At 35.0% G+C, this 18,663-nt stretch carries 17 protein-coding genes; 11 read left to right on the top strand and 6 right to left on the bottom strand.

Annotation, left to right across the window (positions count from 1 at the left end):
- Positions 1–42 precede the first annotated feature (42 nt).
- On the bottom strand, positions 43–675 hold the full coding sequence (locus FC57_RS04225) for a phosphatase PAP2 family protein (protein ID WP_007125574.1): 633 nt from the start codon (positions 673–675) through the stop codon (positions 43–45).
- A 164-nt stretch (positions 676–839) separates the two neighbouring features.
- Here FC57_RS04225 and FC57_RS04220 point away from each other — a divergent pair, with 164 nt between their 5' ends.
- From FC57_RS04220 to FC57_RS04195, 6 genes are all read left to right on the top strand, one after another.
- Positions 840–1,454, top strand: coding sequence for a sugar O-acetyltransferase (locus FC57_RS04220; RefSeq protein ID WP_007125575.1), 615 nt, complete (start codon positions 840–842; stop codon positions 1,452–1,454).
- A 131-nt stretch (positions 1,455–1,585) separates the two neighbouring features.
- Positions 1,586–2,674, top strand: a complete 1,089-nt coding sequence (locus tag FC57_RS04215; RefSeq protein ID WP_007125576.1) for a serine hydrolase domain-containing protein — start codon at positions 1,586–1,588, stop codon at positions 2,672–2,674.
- Between the two features lie 68 nt (positions 2,675–2,742).
- A complete protein-coding gene (locus FC57_RS04210; RefSeq protein WP_040529390.1) occupies positions 2,743–3,567 on the top strand; it encodes a pyridoxamine kinase in 825 nt (274 codons plus the stop codon).
- An 8-nt stretch (positions 3,568–3,575) separates the two neighbouring features.
- On the top strand, positions 3,576–4,133 hold the full coding sequence (locus tag FC57_RS04205; RefSeq protein ID WP_040529391.1) for an ECF transporter S component: 558 nt from the start codon (positions 3,576–3,578) through the stop codon (positions 4,131–4,133).
- Between the two features lie 78 nt (positions 4,134–4,211).
- A complete protein-coding gene (locus FC57_RS04200) occupies positions 4,212–5,417 on the top strand; it encodes a L,D-transpeptidase family protein (protein ID WP_007125580.1) in 1,206 nt (401 codons plus the stop codon).
- Between the two features lie 162 nt (positions 5,418–5,579).
- Positions 5,580–7,097, top strand: a complete 1,518-nt coding sequence (locus FC57_RS04195; RefSeq protein WP_007125581.1) for a hypothetical protein — start codon at positions 5,580–5,582, stop codon at positions 7,095–7,097.
- 46 nt (positions 7,098–7,143) lie between these two features.
- On the opposite strand, the gene FC57_RS04190 is transcribed toward FC57_RS04195, so the two are convergent.
- On the bottom strand, positions 7,144–8,469 hold the full coding sequence (locus FC57_RS04190; RefSeq protein ID WP_056990014.1) for an MATE family efflux transporter: 1,326 nt from the start codon (positions 8,467–8,469) through the stop codon (positions 7,144–7,146).
- A 304-nt stretch (positions 8,470–8,773) separates the two neighbouring features.
- Here FC57_RS04190 and FC57_RS04185 point away from each other — a divergent pair, with 304 nt between their 5' ends.
- Together FC57_RS04185 and FC57_RS04180 are read left to right on the top strand one after the other, a co-directional pair.
- The gene (locus FC57_RS04185) at positions 8,774–9,127 is read left to right on the top strand and encodes a hypothetical protein (protein WP_007125585.1); all 354 of its coding nucleotides are present in this window, start codon (positions 8,774–8,776) and stop codon (positions 9,125–9,127) included.
- Positions 9,128–9,244: 117 nt separating this feature from the next.
- On the top strand, positions 9,245–9,790 hold the full coding sequence (locus FC57_RS04180; protein WP_007125586.1) for a hypothetical protein: 546 nt from the start codon (positions 9,245–9,247) through the stop codon (positions 9,788–9,790).
- 505 nt (positions 9,791–10,295) lie between these two features.
- Here the strand turns inward: FC57_RS04180 and FC57_RS04170 are convergent.
- The 4 genes from FC57_RS04170 to FC57_RS04155 all read right to left on the bottom strand — a co-directional run bounded on the left by FC57_RS04170 (position 10,296) and on the right by FC57_RS04155 (position 15,312).
- Positions 10,296–10,883 (bottom strand): hypothetical protein, encoded by a 588-nt coding sequence (locus FC57_RS04170; RefSeq protein ID WP_007125588.1) that lies wholly within the window; start codon positions 10,881–10,883, stop codon positions 10,296–10,298.
- Between the two features lie 12 nt (positions 10,884–10,895).
- Positions 10,896–12,113, bottom strand: a complete 1,218-nt coding sequence (locus FC57_RS04165) for a MalY/PatB family protein (protein ID WP_007125589.1) — start codon at positions 12,111–12,113, stop codon at positions 10,896–10,898.
- Between the two features lie 117 nt (positions 12,114–12,230).
- Positions 12,231–13,241 (bottom strand): zinc-dependent alcohol dehydrogenase family protein, encoded by a 1,011-nt coding sequence (locus FC57_RS04160; RefSeq protein WP_007125590.1) that lies wholly within the window; start codon positions 13,239–13,241, stop codon positions 12,231–12,233.
- Between the two features lie 130 nt (positions 13,242–13,371).
- Positions 13,372–15,312, bottom strand: coding sequence for a PTS sugar transporter subunit IIABC (locus FC57_RS04155; protein ID WP_007125591.1), 1,941 nt, complete (start codon positions 15,310–15,312; stop codon positions 13,372–13,374).
- Positions 15,313–15,454: 142 nt separating this feature from the next.
- Here FC57_RS04155 and treR point away from each other — a divergent pair, with 142 nt between their 5' ends.
- Genes treR through FC57_RS04140 form a run of 3 tightly spaced genes read left to right on the top strand, consistent with a single transcriptional unit; the run spans position 15,455 to position 18,487 of the window.
- Positions 15,455–16,213 (top strand): trehalose operon repressor, encoded by a 759-nt coding sequence (treR, locus tag FC57_RS04150; protein ID WP_007125592.1) that lies wholly within the window; start codon positions 15,455–15,457, stop codon positions 16,211–16,213.
- A 14-nt stretch (positions 16,214–16,227) separates the two neighbouring features.
- Positions 16,228–17,892 (top strand): alpha,alpha-phosphotrehalase, encoded by a 1,665-nt coding sequence (gene treC / locus FC57_RS04145; protein ID WP_007125593.1) that lies wholly within the window; start codon positions 16,228–16,230, stop codon positions 17,890–17,892.
- Positions 17,893–17,914: 22 nt separating this feature from the next.
- Positions 17,915–18,487 carry a L,D-transpeptidase gene (locus FC57_RS04140; protein ID WP_007125594.1) on the top strand — a complete coding sequence of 191 codons (573 nt, stop codon included), beginning with the start codon at positions 17,915–17,917 and terminating at the stop codon, positions 18,485–18,487.
- The last annotated feature ends 176 nt before the right edge of the window (positions 18,488–18,663 follow it).

Genomic DNA, 18,663 nt, shown 5'->3' with positions numbered 1-18,663 from the left:
TCTACTTGACAGGGAATGTATCATTCCTAGCGTCTTTTTTGTTTAGAAATTATTTTTTGAAGTTCGTGGTGTAACTTTATCCCAAATTGTATCAACTAGACCAACCCACATTGCACCGAGTGCAGTAGATCCGCAAACGTCTGATGGGAAGTGAGCATAGACATATACTCTAGAAATCATTACTAGTACTAACCAAATGATTAAAAGTATATACAGCCAAACTCTAGCTGTACTGCTTTTTACCAAAACAGGAATCATAATTAAAATCAACCAAAAAACAATGATTGACATTCCTAAGGTATGTCCACTAGGAAAGCTAAAACCATCGTCGACAGCTAAGTGAGCTGTAGGACGTGGACGTTGAATAACGTGCTTGACAACCCAACCAAATGCATCAGCAGTAATTAAAGTAATCACGATGCTAAGTGAGAGAGGACGTTGTTTTTTTATCCATAGAATAATTGCAATTAATAGCATCCAAACTAAATCAACTTTAGTGTCGGCTAAGAAAGTGATCTTCAGCATCAGACTTTGTAAACCAGGAATAGTGTGTACTAGATGCTCGAAAAAGTTATCAAAGCCATTAATCCAACTGGCATGTAACATAATAGAAACTGCCAAAATCAGAAAGACTGGCAAACCTATGCCAATAGCGATAATATTCTTCTTTTTCATTTTCTCCTCGATAAATCTTATTTTCTACAACATTAAGAGTGTATCACACAATAGTTTAGAAAATACAGTTTTCTTATAAGACTATTTGATTTTGGTGTCGAAAAATAAGAAAATATGGATATAATCACAGTACCAAATTATTAATTTTTAGAGAGCAGATATATATGGAAGAAAATACGAAAAATATGCTGGCAGGGAAACCATATCGTCCTGATACAAAAGAATTAGGCGAGTTTTCTTCTTTAGCACATAGATTGTCTAGAGATTACAACATGACAACAGATGAGGATAAACTTGAAAGAAAAGCAATCATTGATCGACTTTTCCCAGATCATGGAGAAGGAGTTTATTTGCAAGGTCCGATTGAAGTAGATTATGGTCGATTTACTAAGTTGGGTGACAATTTTTACTCTAACTTTAACTTGACTATTCTTGATACCTGTCCCATTACTATTGGAAATAATGTAATGTTTGGACCCAATATTACGCTTGCTACGCCTTTGCATCCCTTGTTGGCAGATCAAAGAAATGCACGCTTACAAAATGATGGCAAGGTTGCAGACATTGAATATGGCGCACCCATCACCATTGGTGATAATTGCTGGCTAGCAAGCAATGTTACTGTTTGTGCCGGTGTAACTATCGGAAATAATTGTGTTATTGGTGCTGGGTCGGTTGTTACTCGTGATATTCCTGATAATTCATTAGCAGTAGGTGTTCCAGCTAAGGTTATTAGAAAACTTTCCGAAAAAGATCGTTTGGAAAATTATCCTTATTAAAGAGGCAAGATTCATTTTTTATTGATTCTGTAACTTCATTGAAAAAATTAAATGCTAATATGATGGAGTGAAAAAATATAACATTTTTGGAGGGCTTTAAAACGAAACGTATTAATTTGAAAAAAACGTTAATGAAAGCGGCAGTTTCATTAATTGTAGTATCATCTTTTCCAGTAGACATTGCTGCTACTTCACAAACAGCACATGCTGCGTATAACCAAACTGAAATGCGGAGTTTTGTAAGAAAAACTATAGCTAATTATTATGCTCGTGGGACAACAGTAATTGTTAAAGACGGCCATGCTCAACAAATCAGTTACGGTTATGGCTATTATGGTCGTCGGTTAGGAGCAGGCAATAGAAAAGTAGTCTATCCTGTTTGTTCTTTGCAAAAAGTTATTACAGCTGCTATTATTACACAGCTGATATATGAAGGTAAATTTAATCAAGATACTAAGATATCTGATTGGTATCCAAACTTGAAAGGTTCATCTAATATTACTGTCGGAAATCTGATGACCCATACTTCTGGTTTAAAAGCAGCTAACACTGAAGTTAACCGTGGTCGTATTTATTCAGAAGATGCTGCGATTAATTGGGTAGTTAATAAATTAAACTCAAGTAATCAGAATCAACCAGGTAAGTTTTTATATAACAATACTAATTATATTTTACTTGCAGGTATTATTCGTAAAGTAACAGGACAATCTTACAAGCAAAATGTCCAATCACGTATTATTAATCCGTTAGGCTTAAAGAGAACCTATTTCTTAGAAGATATTCCAGCAGGCATGACTGACGGTATTTCATACACTTGGAATATTAAAAACTATCAATGGGCTCAATATGTTAAAAAACAACAAGCATCACAATTAGTTGGTGCGGGTAATTTATTCTCAACACCGATGGATTACTACAAGATTCAATGTGGCTTGACTAATGGCAAAATTTTAAATAAAGCTGAGTATAATTATATGACACATTTGAGTGCCACTAGTCCAAATGGTTACTCTGGTGGTTTATACATCAATGGTAATTTAAAATCTGCCTACGGAAATCTTTACAATACTCACTTTGGTAACTGGGTACAGATGACTAGTGATAATAAGAATGGTTTGATCATGTTCTTGAATCAAACCCAAAATGATGAAGATAGAAATAAGGCTATCGGTTATCAAATTTTGAATCACATCCAACCAAATACTTTTAGTGCAAAGTAAAATAATATTTTAATCCTGATATTAACTTATGATAAGCTAATATCAGGATTTTTGATTGGAGTGAAAAAATGATTAATGGTGGAGTACTAATCAGTCAAGATCTCTCATGTGCAGGACAAGTTTCCATGTCCGTTGCTTTACCGATTTTAGGAGCTTGTGGCTTGCAACCATCTGTTTTACCAACGGCTATTTTATCGACGCATACTGGTTTTACAAAAAATAGTTTTTGCGACATGAGTGCTGAAATGCCAAAGATTATTGAACATTGGAAGAAGGAAAGTTTCTATTTTGATGCACTTTATTTAGGGTATCTTGGTAATCATGCTTTGGATTTCTGGCTTAAAAATATTGATCAGATAAGCTATCAAAGAGAAAAAGTTTTGATTGATCCAGCAATGGCCGATAACGGCAAAATGTATCGTGGTTTGAACAAGGATTACGTCATCAAGATGAGAAAACTTATTTCAAAAGCGACGATTTTGACACCCAATATGACTGAAGCTGCCTTGTTTTTAGGTGAAAAGATTACAGAAGTTTCTTTGTCTTCCGCAAAATACTTGGCAGAAGCTTTGGCTAATCGTTTTTCTATTCCTAATGTGATCATTACAGGCATCCCTTTAGAACAAGAAAAAATTGCTGAAGTTGGTGTGACTCGACAAAAAAGTTGGTCACTGGTTCAGAAAAAGCTTCCTGGGTCTTTCTTTGGTACAGGTGATATTTTTGCTAGCAGCTTTTTAGCCGCATATTTGCATAATAATGAGTTAAAACAAAGCTGTTCAATAGCTGCTAATTTTGTTGCAAAGGCAATTAATGCTACTACTAACCAAAATGCTAGATTGGGTCCAAATTATGCTGCTGGGCTTAGTTGGTTAATAAATCAATTGAAAGAGTGATGAAGATAATGAGAAAAGAAGAAAATTCGCTGCAATCTTTAGTTTTAACTGGTCTTTTTGCTGCCATTATTTATATCGGAATTTGGGTATTAAGAATCCCTGTTCCTGCTATGGTTGGACGACCTTTTATTCATTTTGGCAATACTTTAACTGCTGTAGCTATTCTTTATTTAGGTTGTCGTAATGGTATGATTGCTGGGATTATTGGCTTAGGAGGCTTTGATCTGCTTAATGGTTATGCAGCTACATCCTGGTTAACTATGCTAGAAGTGATTGTTGTAGCCTCAATTTTGACGCTTGTCTTTAAAAGCATGCATTATCAAGATAGTAAGAAAAATATTATTATTTTGGGGATTGTTGCTGGAGTAACTAAAATTTTTACCACTTATTGTGTCTCCATAGTTGAAGCTTTGATGATAGGCACTAGTTTGAAAGTTGCATGTATAGGTGCATTTATTAGTTTGCCAGCTACAGTGATTAACTCAATCTCTACGGCAATATGTACGCCACTTCTTTATTTTGCATTGAGGGATGCAGCCAGAGTTGTTATGAAGAAACGTAAATAATTCAGACAGCAGATTTTACACCAATAATATAGGGTGCTATATTAAAACTATTGGCTTACAAGATAAAGGTTGAATAAGATGAACGAAGAACTTAGAAAAAAGAATAAACGCAATAACATCATTTTATTGGTCATCGGTTTGGTTATTATAGTAGCTATTCTTGCTGGCTTTGGTATTCATAGTTATAATGAGGCTACTCGTACTGCTGCAGAGAAATTTGCCCAAACGCATTTTAACCCTAACGTTAAGATTGATGGTGTAAAGGTGGGTAAACTTACAGTGGCGAAAGCAACTGATAAAGTTAATAAAAATGCTAAAAACCAAATAGAATTAAAAAATAATAAACTGGAGTATAGCTACAGTACTACTATTCAAACAATCGATGAAGCAGAAACAAGAAGTTTGTTTAAAAAACAACAAACTAAGATGCCAAGTAATAAAAGCTATAGTTTTACAACCAAAGATTTGGCTACTGCAAAAAAGAAGCTTAGTGATCTTAAAAATGCAACAATTAAATACCAAATTAATGGTGAGAGTTATGATTTAAAAGCTAAAGAACTTGTAGACAACGTTACTTATCGAGATGGCAAATACCAATTTGGTGATACTGCTAAATTGACTGACAAGCTTAATCAGATTGATAAAGAGGTTTCATCTCTCCATAAGAGTTACAAGTTTACTGTACCTAAGGGTGACAAAGTTAAAGGTAAAACAATTACTGTTAAGAATAAAACCTGGGGCTGGGGCGTGTATGTTAAAAAAGCGCGTCGTTTGCTCTTGGAAGCACTGGAACAAGGTAAGACCACTTTTAACGGAGCCGATGCGATCTATGGTGTAGGCTATAGTACATATGCTCATGGTTATGGCAAATCTAACCATGAAATTGGCAAAACTTATGCTGTTGTTTCATTAAAGAAACAAGAAGTTTGGCTAGTTAGAAATGGTAAACTGAAAGTTCATCTAAGAGACGTTGTGACAGGTACTATGGAAGGCAGTAAGGGTGATCAGACTCCAAGAGGTGTTTGGTATATTCATTACAAACAATCACCAAGCACATTGCGTGGGACTAACGATGATGGTTCTAGTTATGCATCGCCAGTTAAATACTGGATGCCATTCACTCTTAGTGGATGTGGTTTTCACGACGCTAGTTGGAGAACAGACTGGAGTAAGACCGCTTACTTAAGGGGTGGCTCTCATGGCTGTGTCAATGTAAAACCTAGTGAAATTAGAAGTGTTTGGAACAATATTTCTAAGAATGAACCAGTTATTATTTATGAATAGAAAGTTAAAGAGCTGATTTAAGCTCTTTTTTTCTATTTAAAATAAAAAACGGCAAAAAAATCAGCTTTTGGAATAAATATTTGTTTACAAATGATCAATAAAACATTTATTATTATATTAAAGGCATAAATTAAGAAGGATATAGCAATTAAAAAAAGTCATTTGCTGAAGCAATATGCCAATAAGTTGCCTTTGATATTTAATGAATATCAGATAGGTAATTATAACAAAGCTGTTGAAGGAATAGGTTCTATTCTTAATCAAGTTGTTATCGATATTTTAACTGTTGAAGGTGTTGATGAAATACACCAAGAAACGGTTAAGAACTTGGAATATCTGGAGAAAGCTAAGATTTATCCTGAAGCTATTACCAACGATATTGCCATGATTATTCATGGCGCAGAAAGCGCTAGCAAAGATAACACCATCACCGAACAAGATTTTCTTACCCAACTTGAAAGCCTACATGATGTATTAGCCTTTTTGACTAATATTTATGAAAATGCCCACGTCAAATATTGGGATGTCCAACTTGCTTATAAGAGTAGTGCTGATAAGGATAATTTGTTCAAGCAACGGGATATTAAGAATAAGTTACCTGAATCTAAAGATAAGATTAACGACAATTTAGACTTAGACTTTAATAGTAAAGTAGTTAAAAAGGCAAAACCGGCTCCAGTAAAAGCGACTAAAGAAAAAGTGGAAGAGCATAAGAAAGCTCCGAAGCCAAAATTGAAAGAGGAAAAGGCTAAAAAACAGGTACAACCTATTGAAAAAACTAAGGTTATTACTAAACCTAAAGTTGAAAAGAAGCCTGTTATAAAAAAGCCGAAGAAAAAAGTCGTTTCAATTAAAGCTGATTCACGAACTGCAAGAAAAAAGGCAAGATCAAAGAAGAAAAGAAATAGACTTCTTACAATGGTAGCTGTTGCAGCAGTAGTGATCGCTGGTGGAATTGGAATAGGTCATGCTATAAATGCTAATACACAGTCCAAGACCGTTGTTTCTGATATGAAACCTAATAAAAAAGCTAAGAAGCGAAGCAAGGCCGAGGTTGCTAAAAAGCTCAAAGATAAAAAACTTAAGCTCAAAAAAGATAAGGAATTAAAACTTAAAAAAGAAAAAGAGCTTAAGAAAAAGCAGATGATCAAGAGTAATTGGTTAGCTGGTAAGATTTATCAATTAAGCATTGCTACCAAAGAAATTACTGGGACTGTTAATAATTCGAGTGAACAAAGTCTTGCTTTACCAAATCCGCGCTTAAGCAAACCTACTTATATTGTGTTTAATCCAGATGCAAGTCAAAGGACTTTTGTTAAGGTAAATAGTCTGCAACTTGCTAAAAAGGCAACAAGGCAGAAAGCATTTGATTCTCTTGACGCGAAGCAAAGAAATGCTAATTTTGAATTAAAGAATAATACTTTGACTGCCGAGTTGCCAAATCTTGATTGGGCTTATCCATTAAGTCCTTATAATGCAATTCAATTAAGCAAACAGGGTAGAAAAACGATTAATTCAATTTTTAGTAATGTTTTGACAAATATTAAATTGAACAAGAAATCTGGTCAAAATAACTTTAAGCTTAATAAGAAATTGAAAGGCAAAGATTTCACTAATACAACTGGTGATATTTATCATGCAAACTACCAAATTCAAGTTCAATTTAAGAAAGTTAAATAGTAGAAAAGAGCAATCTCATTTTGAGGTTGCTCTTTTGTTGTCTTTTTTATTTTTGATTTAGATTAAGGCTCTTCTTAAACATTAGATAACCGATTAGCCAAGTTAAAATATCGCTAATAGCTTGAGACCAGATAATTCCGTGATAACCGCATATAAGTTTTAATATCTCAAGAACGATAAAGTAGATGACTCCTTGTCGAGTAATTGCCATCACGAAGGCACCCCAGGCATTACCGATTGACTGGAAAACGGTAGTATAAACTAAAATCATTCCCACAAAAGGCGTTGTAATAATAGTAGCAATCAACATGTAACTGCCGGCATTAATGATTGTAGCTTGATTCATGAATAGCGCGGTGACAGGTCTAGCAAAAATAATCAAAAGCCCACCAGCAACTATTGCGTATGATACTAAAACTAAAGAATCGAATCTAAGAATGGCTTTTAGACGCTGCCAATTTTTAGCCCCGTAGTTGTAACCAATCAGTGGCTGAGCTCCAAAGGCAAAGCCGACTATTACTAAAACAACAATATTATAGATCTTTTGGGTAATTCCCATGGCAGCAATTTTGTTTGCTCCATAAAGGGCTAATGAAGAATTCAATAATGCCATACCAAAGCTTTGAGCAAAATTGGTGATTGAACCAGGAATACCTATAGCAATGATATCTTTAATGTCTTTGCCTGAAATTTTCATTAATCTAGGATTCAAAACAATGTAATGTGCTTTCTTTAAAGTGAAGTAGATTAATAAAATATCTGTCATCAAGTAACCAATAATATTAGCCAGTCCCACACCTGTAGCACCCCATTTTAAAACGAAAAGAAAAATAGGGTCTAAGATAATAGCTAAAATTGTTCCTATCATGGTACTAAGCATTGCTTCAAATGCAAGTCCTTCTGTTCGAATTAGGTTTTGTGGGACTAATGAAAAGATGATAAAAACAGATCCTAATGCAATGATTTTATAGAAATCATATGCATAGGAGAAGGTAGCAGTTGTGGCTCCAAGTAAGCTTAGAATTGGATTAGCAAAAAGAAGTAGTAAAATTGTCAGGATTACACCAATTAGGATTGATCCAAAAAGACAAAAACTACTGATTTTTTTACTAAGTTGGTAGCGTTTTTCGCCAAATAAGCGAGAAATCACGCTACTGCCACCTAATCCAAAAATGTCTGATACAGCAATCAAAAAATTAAATAAAGGCGCACCAATAGTAACGGCAGCTACTAAGTCAGTATTACCAGTCTTAGCGACAAACATAGTATCTGCTAAGTTGTATATCATAGTAGTAACCATCCCCAGCACCACAGGAAAGGCCAGTTTAAAATAAACTTTTTTAATAGGTGCTTTAGCAAATAATTCGTCCATTTTCTCACTCATTCTAAAAAATCGGGTTACCAATTTATTATATTCTTTTGTTGTTCGAAATATTTAACAAATTGTGGAAATAGAACTACCATAACAAGTGGCTGGACGAAATATCCTTCCTCCTTAGAAGCGATTACATAACCTATTTTCTTCATTAAAAATCTTGCTAAGTGCAGTAGTATCAAGACTTTGGTGCTACTGTGCTTTTTTGTTTATAAGATTTCGTTCCTTTCTTTTAATTAAAATTCGTTAATATTGGGAAATAATGTTATAGTGGACCTTGTAGGAAAGAGGATTTGATAAGATGATCGATATTTATAACGAAAAACTGGCAAAATTTGCTGATGGAGAACGTAGAATTTTTACTGCAACTTTTTTGCGTCCCGATGATCGTCAAGGAATATTTAAGGATCTTACAGTTGATAATGTAGATAATGAAGTTGTTAAACAAATTGCTTTAAGAATGACGAAAGCCTTCAAAGAATTGAATCTTCAAAAAGGCGATGTAATTCAATTTGAAGCAATCGTTAAGAAGAATAAGCGTGGAGAATACACTGTTGAACGTCCAACTCATGCCGAAAAGATCAGTTCTGCTGAAACTGAAGAAGATAGTGGTGTTCATACCGTCGGTGATGACTGGGATTGGTTTGAAAAGTAGAAATTAGTATTGAAAATGAGTAAAAGCATGTTGTGATCAGCAACATGCTTATTTTTTAGTGCAAATATTATAAAAGTCTGTATAATTTTAGAAAAGAAGTAAAGGGGGGATGAAATCATGGATGAGAAATTAAGTAAAGAGGAAAAGGGCGAGGCTCTTACTTTCATTAGTATTATTTTGCCAGTTGTTGGTATAATAATAGGAATATATTATTTGATTAGAAGAGAAAAACGCTTAGCTTTAAGATGTCTTTTATGGGCATTGGCTGGAATTGGTATTAATATGATTATTAAATTGATTTTTAATGGATTGGGCCAACAACGTCCTTTGATCGATCTTTCTATTATGGGAATTTATTCTCCTATAGTATTTAGTGCCATTTTTGCTTTTGTGTTCTATGATTTCATCGATTGGATAAAGTTGATCTGGCTAGGCTGGGGAGCTTTGGTGACTTCCGTTTTATATGTTTTGTTGCCGCTATTACAAATTAAACACATTGATGAATTGGTAGTATTACCTTTAGTCTCAGTCTTTGCTTTTGCTTGTAGTTTGTTTAATAAAACTAGGTTAAAGAATTGGCAAAGCATGTTAATAGCGCTAATTATTATGATTGTTTGGGGCATTCTTTTATTTGTATTAACAGGTTTGATTTGTGATCTTTAGAAAGAAAGGAGAAAAAATGAATAGCTTAACCGGTGGACAGTGGTTTGCACCAACTATTTTGTTGCTATTGCTTTTGACTGGATTATCTGCATTTGCTACCAAAAAGGGTGGTAATGAAAAACTGAAGTATTGGCTGAATCTTTTAATGTATAGCCTGATGATAGTCATACTCATAATGTTCTGGGTTTGGTATTTCTAAGGGGAGTTTGATTTCATCAATGCAGCACTTTATACAGTAGTTGTAGTTTATACAATACTTGATCAACTTACTAAAAAGTATAAAGATGTTTTAACCCAAAAATTAAGATCAAAATATCCATGGCTTAAACGGGGAATTATTGGTATTTATATACTGATTGTTGTTTTATTATTACTAATTGGTTCACATTTCTCTGTTGCTGGCTGGATTATTTCAGGAATAGTTTTAGTACTTCTAATTTTAGTTAGTGTAATATTTAATGAATAAAAAAGAGTAACTAGTTTTAAACGCTAGTTACTCTTTTGTTTATGGTCTTACTTTTGAAAAATCATATTTACGATACTTAAGGGCAGTGTTTTTATCTCTAAAGACTACACCGTTAACTGCTTTAGGATTTGTTCCATAACTCATGAAAAGACATGGATGCCCTTTAAAATTGCCAACTTTGTAAACCATGTCGACAGCATCCAGAAATCCCCGTTCTTTTAAAGAATTATCAGTAGTTGAGATCATAATTGCATTACCAGCATATTCTTTATTTTGCTTTTCAGAATTATGATCAAGTCTTAAATTGGCATCAACCTTGCGGTAAGTTACGGCTCCATTAATCGTGTGTTTGGTAATGATCAACTTTGTAGCCTTTTTATCATAAGGATTTCCCCGATACCAAGTTCCACGAAACTCTTCTGGGACGGTAGTTAATTTAAAGCCCTTGTATTTCTTATGCAAATCAATTTTAAAAGATTTTTTCTTAGAAATACTGGAAGTACTCTTTCTAATTTGTACGCTTTTTGAACTTGAATTAGCATGTTCTTCAGAGTGATGATTGCATGCTGAAAGGGACATCCCTATCAGTAAAATGAAGTTAGCTAAAATAAACTTTTTAAATTTCATAATTCAAATAGTCTACCATTCAGCATTAAAAACGTATTTATTCATTCGATCAAAAGCTTCTTCAATACGAGAGATAGGAGATGCCAGGTTAAGACGGATTGACGTTGGTCCCTGGAACAAATTTCCATCCTGCCAGCCAATACCATAATCCCAGCCTCGCTTAAGCAATTCAGCTTGAGTCTTATGGTGTTCTTTTAACCAAGCAGCACAATCGAGGAACATCATATATGTACCTTCAGTCTTAAAAGTTGAAACTCCAGCAAAATTGTTAGTGACATAGTCGTAAGCAAAGTTTACGTTTTGTGATAAGACTGGTAATAATTGACTGAGCCAATTATCACCTTCAGCACTGTAGGCTCCAATTAGTGCATGCTCTGAAAAGACGTTCATACTGTTATAAATTGTCTTTTCACCTACACTCTGAATGCGTTCACGAATGGGCTTATTATAGATAACGCTGTAACTACCAATTAAGCCAGCAATATTGAATGTCTTTGATGGGGCATAGAAAGCAGCTGTGTGTTGTTTTGCCCAATCACTAACTGACTGTGTTGCTGTATAATGATGACCATTCATCATTAAATCAGACCAAATTTCGTCAGAAATCACCCAAACGTTATTTCTTTCATAAACTTCCATGGCTTTGGCAATTTCGTCTTTAGTCCAAACACGACCAGTGGGGTTATGAGGATTACAGAAAATAGCAACGTGAATTTGATTTTCTTTGATCTTTTTGTCCATATCTTCATAATCCATGCGCCACGTTCCGTTATTATCTTTTACTAAAGGTGAGTGAACGATTTGATAACCATTGTTAAGAACGCAATTAGTAAATCCCATGTAGGTTGGTGAATGGAGCAATACTTTATCACCAGGTGCCGCAAAAACTTTTAGGGCTGAAACTACGCCACCAAGCACTCCATTTTCGTAGCCAATATGTTCTTTCTTAATGCCTGTAACGTTTTTACGCAGTTTATGCCAATTGATAATTGCTTGATAATATTCATTATTTGGTTGGAAATAGCCAAATAGGGGATGCTGAGCTCGTTTAATGATTTCGTCCTGGATAGATTTAGCAGTAGGAAAATTCATATCTGCAACCCACATTGGAATGGTATCAAAACCGTCTTTTGGCTTTGAGGGAGCAAAACCAGGTAATTTGCCGATACCATCTACAGCAATAGAATCTTTTCCGTGTCGATCGATTAATTCTTGAAAATTGTATTTCATATTTTGTCCTCCATATTTAATTACTAAATTAATTGTAACTAACCATAATATACTTTTTAAGAGTCAAAATAAAGGATCTCTTCAAACAAAGAGATCCTTTTAAGTTGATTAAATAAATTACTTTAGATCATTAACTTCAACAACTGCTTTAGAAACATCTTTTAATTTGCCAGATGTAAATTCCTCGACTTCACCTAATTTAAGTTCATGTGAGATTAAAGGTAAAACATCGACTTTTCCAGATTCAAGTAGGCCAATTGCATCTTCGAAACAATATGGATTAATGAATGAACCTTGAATAGTTAATTGTTTTTGATAAATTTCATATGAATTGATACTAAAGTGAGAATTAGGGTTGGCCACGCCAAACATTAATACTTGAGCTCCACGTCTGGTACTACGAATGGCTTCCTCTTGAGTTGCAGGATTACCTACGGCTTCAACGACAATATCATATGAGTTTTCAGGAACTTTGTCACCTTGTGCAGTATTGAAGGTCTTAACGCCAAAGTGATCATGGTTTAATTTTAGTTTTTCTTCTGAAATACCAGCTAGGTCAACTTGATGAACGCCCATTGCCATTAAAGTTTGAACAAAAAGCTCGCCCATGAAGCCGTCGCCAATGACTAATGCTTTTTGGTAGGGATGCAGTTTTAATAAATTAACGCCATGAAGTGCGCAAGATAAAGGCTCGGTTACGGCTGCTGCTTTTAAAGAAAGTGAATCTGAAATAGGGTAAACAACCTTAGCTGGAGCAGTGAAGTATTCCGCAAAACCACCATCTCGGGTAACACCTACAGCTGATAAATGTTCACATAATTCTGGCCGCGAAGTACGACAATAGTAACATTGCCCGCAATAAATATTAGGATCTACTGTAACTCTATCACCAGGTTTGACACTAGTTACATTTTTACCGACTTCCTTAACTATTCCGGAATTTTCATGTCCTAAGATGATAGGCGGATTAGCTTGAGCTGAGCCAGGTAATCCATTGTAAAGTTCACGATCGGTACCACAAATTCCAGCATAAGCTGTTTGAATTAGAACTTCATCATCTTTAGGAGAAGGAGTTGGAACATCTTTTTCTTTCAATTTTTTAATCGCAGTTAAAACTAATGCTTTCATGATTATTTCCTCGATTCTTGAATCTAGAGTATAATACTTTGAAGCAAAATGAAAGGGCTTTAATTATACATTTGAGAAATAAAAATACAGTAGAAAGGCAATTTCTACTGTATTTTCTATACTCATTATATTATTTGGTTCCTGGGCGTTGTTTCTTTTCAACTTTTTTACCCATAGTCATGTTATCGTTGTAACCCCATACCCAGGTTGCGATGAAAGCAACAATGATTGAAACTACGCTAGCAATTAAGAAAGTGTAGAAACTGTTCAATTGAGTAGGGTGAGCTGGATTGAAGAAACTTGAAAAACCAATCAAACCACCAGTGAAACCATACATAGTTCCGTGCATTAAGCCAGTTACTAAACCACCAAAGGCTGAACCGATACAACCTGATGCAAATACTTTCTTATACCTTAAGTTAATACCATAAATAGCTGGTTCAGTAACACCACAGAATGCTGAAATGGCGGCAGCGATACCTAATTCCTTCATGTCAGCTTTCTTTGACTTAACAGCAACGGCTAAAACTGCAGCGCCTTGAGCAACCATGGTTGAACAAATGATGGCATTCAATGAACTTTGACCAGTAGATGCAATTTGTTGGGCAACCAATGGAACAACACCCCAGTGAAGACCAAAGATGACAAGCAATTGATAGAATGCACCAATTACTAAACCACCGATCCAGCCTGATGCTGAAACTAACCAGTTAATGAAGACAGCAATACCATTGGCAGCACCTTGAATAACTGGACCAGTAATTACTAAAGTAATCGCAGAAACAACCAGAATAGTGATTAAAGGAACAAAAATCATTTGTAAGTAACTTGGCAATACTTTCTTCAACCAGTCTTCACATTTCTTTGCGAGCCAAGCTGCTAAGATCATTGGGAAAATTGAATAGCTGTAGTTCAAGAATTGGAAGTTCCAAGAACCTACGCTAAACATTCTCATCATGCTCTTACCCCAAGTAATCATTTGTGGGTAAGTTAAGAAACCACCAATTACAGCGGCAATCATAGGGTCACTGCCTAGACGTTTAGCAGCAGAGAAACCTACTAAAATTGGCAGGAAGAAGAATGCTGAATCAGCCATAGCTGAAACTGTTATGTAAACAGGGCTCTTAACATTTAATAAAGCTCCAAGTTGAGGCAAAGTTAAGAGTGCAAGCAGACCTTTGATAATACCTGATGCAGCAATTACACCGATTACTGGACTCATTGAACCGGTAATAAAGCCAATTAAGTTGCCAAATGCTCTTGATACAGGATTTCTGCCATCGTTTTCGTTGGTTTGTGGGGCAGGTTGATCACCTAAACCTGGTAATTGTTTCATTACAGCATCATAAACATTAGTTACTTCATTACCAATAACAACTTGGTATTGACCACCAGCGTGCATTACATCCAAAATGCCACGTTGATTCTTCAAAACATCATCGTTTGCCTTAGATTCATCTTTTAAGTAAAAACGTAAACGAGTAATACAGTGGATCAAATTATTGATGTTGTCTTTGCCGCCGACATTTTTAATAATGAAACTTGCGAGTTCATCGTATGATAATTTCTTATCTGAACCAGCATTTTCGTTAGCAGTTTTTAAATAAGCGTGGGCTACAGCATCACCTGTTTTGGCAGCCCCCTCTGGAAAGGAAACATCAAGACCATCGAGTTTATCGTTAGAATTAGTAATTAATACCATTATGGTGGTGTCAAGTTTCTTATCCTTAATGAATTTTAGATCCATTGTGGCAATGTCTTGACCTGCTTCAACGGTCTGATCGGATTTAACAAGGACTTCAAAAGGTTCACCTTTAAGTCCCACGGTGTCAACACCCATATGGACAAGGACTTCGAGTCCATCTTTTGTAGTAATTCCGATTGCATGCTTCGTGTCAGCAATCATTGTGATCTTACCACTAACAGGTGCAACAACTTCACCGTCAGAAGGAGTAAGACCAAAACCTTGTCCCATTGTCCCTTTACTAAAAATAGGATCGCTTGTCTTGCTCAATGCAATAACTTCACCGTTAGCAGGAGCAAGAATTGAAATTTCATTATTCTCTGTCATAGCTTTTCTCCTCTAAAACGCTTTCATTTGATTCAGCTATTATATTAAACTTGTCTATACAAGTTGTCAATACATTTTTTGAAAGAGATTACATTGTTAGCATAATAATATTTAAAAATACTCTTTACTTGTCTAGACAATTATGAATATAATAGGCGTGGAAAGAAAGGTGAGGTTAATGAAATCAAAATCAGATATTATAGCTCAAGATATTGCAGCTAAAATACAACATCATCAATTTAAGGCAGGCGAGTTGTTGCCCAGCGAGAGTCAATTAACCACTTTATATGGATCCTCTAGAGAGACGGTTCGAAAAGCGTTGAATCAATTAACTGAATTAGGCTTAATTCAGAAGATCCGTGGCAAGGGTTCGATAGTACTTGATTTAGAGAAGTTTTCTTTTCCTATATCAGGAATTACCAGTTTTGCTGAATTGAATAAATCTTTAAAGATGCATGCAGTGACTAGAGTAGTTACTTTAAAAAAGATGGCTGATCTACCTGAACTTTTTAAAGAAAAGTTTCCTGAACAGAAAAAGCAAGCTGGCATTTATGTAGAACGTCTTCGATTGATCGATGATGAACCCGCTGTACTCGATTGCGATTATTTGTTTTCGCCACCAATTGATCATTTGACCAAGAAAGTAGCTGAAAAGTCTATCTATGACTATATTGAAAATGAGTTAAAACTAGATATTTCATATGCAACGAAAGTTATTACAGTTGAAAAAATTGATGAAAAAATGCAAAAACTTCTGCAACTGGATGACAGATTAGCTGTATTAATAGCTAGTGAAAATTATCTAAGTGATACTACATTATTTCAATTAACCTTATCTTTTCATAATCCAAGTAAATTTAAATTCGTAGACTTTGCTAGAAGACAAAAAATAAAATTATAAATAGGAGAAGTTAAATGACAGATTTAGGCAAAAAAGTAATCTATCAAATCTATCCCAAGTCCTTTTATGATTCAAATGGCGATGGAGTTGGAGATATTCCTGGTATTATTGATAAGATCGACTACATCAAAAAACTAAATGTCGATATGATTTGGTTTAACCCATTTTTTGTTTCTCCACAGAGAGATAATGGCTATGACATAGCTGATTACTACAATATTGATCCACGTTTTGGCACTATGGCTGATTTTGAAAAATTAGTCAAAAAGTTAAAAGAAATTGGCGTAGGCGTCATGCTTGATATGGTGCTTAATCACTGCTCAACTGATAATATTTGGTTTAAAAAGGCTTTAGCAGGTGATGAAAAGTACCGTAAATTCTTTTACTTAAGAAAGGGTAAACCGGATGGTAGTTTGCCTAATAATTGGCAAAGTAAATTTGGTGGTCCTGCTTGGGCTAAGTTTGGCGATACTGATTATTACTATCTTCACCTCTATGATCCAACCCAAGCTGATCTGGATTGGCATAATCCAGAAGTGAGAAAAGAATTATTTAAGGTTATTAACTTCTGGCGCAGTAAGGGAGTTCATGGCTTCCGTTTTGACGTGATTAATGTAACTGGTAAAGCAGATAAGTTAGTTGATTCAACAGACCCGATAGAAGAGAAGAAGTTATATACTGATACTCCAATTGTTCATGAATATTTAAAAGAAATGAACGCAGCAACCTTTGGTCAAGATCCAGATAGCGTCACTGTGGGAGAAATGTCTTCAACAACTATTGCTAACTCAATTGAATATTCCAAACCAAGTGAGCATGAATTATCAATGGTTTTCACTTTCCATCATTTGAAAGTTGATTATCGAAATGGTGAAAAATGGTCAAAGATGCCTTTTGATTTCATGAAACTAAAGAAGTTATTTACTGACTGGCAAGAAAAGATGGACCAAGGAGGCGGTTGGAACGCACTGTTTTGGAATAACCACGACCAACCTTGGGCATTGAATCGTTTCGGTGATACTGGAAAATATCGTGCCAAATCCGCAGAAATGCTAGCAACAGCTACTCATTTTATGCGTGGTACGCCTTATATTTATATGGGTGAAGAAATTGGGATGATTGATCCAGACTACTCTTCTATGAAGGATTATGTTGATGTTGAAGCTAAGAATGCATTCAAAGAGTTAACCGGTAAAGGCTTGAGTGAAAAAGAAGCATTTGAGATCGTAAAGTCTAAGGCTCGTGATAATTCTCGTGTACCAATGCATTGGAATAACGAAAAATATGCTGGCTTTAGTGAACATCAACCATGGCTAAGACCAACTCATCAGGATCGCATTAATGTGGCAGATGAACTAGATCATGGTGAGATCTTCAATTACTATCAAAAATTAATTAAAGTGCGGAAGAGTGAAAAATTAATTTCTGATGGTCATATCAAGATGTTCTTGCAAAATGATCCACAAATTCTGGCATATGAACGTTATTTAGACGATAGTGATGAAAAACTTTTGGTATTTACTAACTTTTATGGCAAAAAATGTAGTGCAAAATTGCCTGAAAAGTATCAGAATAGAAAGTATCAGGTAATCTTGAGCAATTACAATGCAGTTGCTGGTCAATTAGAAGAAAAGATTTCTTTGGAGCCATACGAAGCATTAGCAATCAAGATTAAGTAAATCACTTCAAGGGGTAGTAAAAATGAAGAAAAAGCTTTTCTCATTATTGATGACAGTTTTGTTAATACTAGGTATCTTTAGTCTGCAGAATAGTAGCGTTAGTGCAGCTAAGAAAACGAAGTATCAACCTTATGGCGATCCGGTGACTATGCGTAAAGGCAGTTATTGGAACAAATCAAGTGAGGCTAAAGCTTATCCAAATCTACGCAAGATTAAAAAACTGAATTTGTGTGTATCAATTTTGGGTAATCGGACTTATGTAAGGTCCAATAAAAAGGTCGTTTATACCATGTATTCTTCCGCTGGCAGCATAATTCATGGCAGAAGTTTAACTCCAACTGGTACATATTATACTGACGGATATCATCCATATCGTTTTTCTGAAGCACTTTATCCAGTGGGCTGGATTGGTCAATTGTATCTGTTCCATTTCACGCCAACTTATAATTGGTCCAGTCGCTTTGATATGAAAGAAGCTAAGAAACTAGGTAAAAAGCCAAGCAGTCATGGTTGTATTCGTTTAACTGTCAAGGATGCTAAATGGCTTCATGATCATGTACCTTATCATACTAAGGTGATTATCAAATATAGATAAAAATGAAGAGTATCTCGCAACTTTTGGGGTTGCGAGATATTTTTTTGGCTTGAGTATTATAATAAGTAAGAAAGTGTTAAGTGGGGAGAATTTAATGAATGAAAAAGTAGGAAGACATTTTAATAATTCGCCGCCGAGGGATGCGTAGTCAAAAAAGTTTTCATCATAGGGAGGAT

Source organism: Lactobacillus ultunensis DSM 16047, from assembly GCF_001436305.1.
Classification (GTDB): Bacteria; Bacillota; Bacilli; order Lactobacillales; family Lactobacillaceae; genus Lactobacillus; species Lactobacillus ultunensis.
The sequence above is the reverse complement of the archived record's forward strand: the minus strand, read 5'-3'. Positions and strand labels throughout refer to the sequence as shown.

Bases quoted from the DNA above. Each gene is read 5' to 3' on its own strand.
- treC (WP_007125593.1), top strand. From the start codon at position 16,228: ATGACAGATTTAGGCAAAAAAGTAATCTATCAAATCTATCCCAAGTCC.
- treR (WP_007125592.1), top strand. From the start codon at position 15,455: ATGAATATAATAGGCGTGGAAAGAAAGGTGAGGTTAATGAAATCAAAA.
- FC57_RS04220 (WP_007125575.1), top strand. From the start codon at position 840: ATGGAAGAAAATACGAAAAATATGCTGGCAGGGAAACCATATCGTCCT.
- FC57_RS04185 (WP_007125585.1), top strand. From the start codon at position 8,774: ATGATCGATATTTATAACGAAAAACTGGCAAAATTTGCTGATGGAGAA.
- FC57_RS04210 (WP_040529390.1), top strand. From the start codon at position 2,743: ATGATTAATGGTGGAGTACTAATCAGTCAAGATCTCTCATGTGCAGGA.
- FC57_RS04170 (WP_007125588.1), bottom strand. From the start codon at position 10,883: ATGAAATTTAAAAAGTTTATTTTAGCTAACTTCATTTTACTGATAGGG.
- FC57_RS04165 (WP_007125589.1), bottom strand. From the start codon at position 12,113: ATGAAATACAATTTTCAAGAATTAATCGATCGACACGGAAAAGATTCT.
- FC57_RS04205 (WP_040529391.1), top strand. From the start codon at position 3,576: ATGAGAAAAGAAGAAAATTCGCTGCAATCTTTAGTTTTAACTGGTCTT.
- FC57_RS04160 (WP_007125590.1), bottom strand. From the start codon at position 13,241: ATGAAAGCATTAGTTTTAACTGCGATTAAAAAATTGAAAGAAAAAGAT.
- FC57_RS04225 (WP_007125574.1), bottom strand. From the start codon at position 675: ATGAAAAAGAAGAATATTATCGCTATTGGCATAGGTTTGCCAGTCTTT.
- FC57_RS04155 (WP_007125591.1), bottom strand. From the start codon at position 15,312: ATGACAGAGAATAATGAAATTTCAATTCTTGCTCCTGCTAACGGTGAA.
- FC57_RS04140 (WP_007125594.1), top strand. From the start codon at position 17,915: ATGAAGAAAAAGCTTTTCTCATTATTGATGACAGTTTTGTTAATACTA.
- FC57_RS04180 (WP_007125586.1), top strand. From the start codon at position 9,245: ATGGATGAGAAATTAAGTAAAGAGGAAAAGGGCGAGGCTCTTACTTTC.
- FC57_RS04190 (WP_056990014.1), bottom strand. From the start codon at position 8,469: ATGGACGAATTATTTGCTAAAGCACCTATTAAAAAAGTTTATTTTAAA.
- FC57_RS04215 (WP_007125576.1), top strand. From the start codon at position 1,586: ATGAAAGCGGCAGTTTCATTAATTGTAGTATCATCTTTTCCAGTAGAC.
- FC57_RS04200 (WP_007125580.1), top strand. From the start codon at position 4,212: ATGAACGAAGAACTTAGAAAAAAGAATAAACGCAATAACATCATTTTA.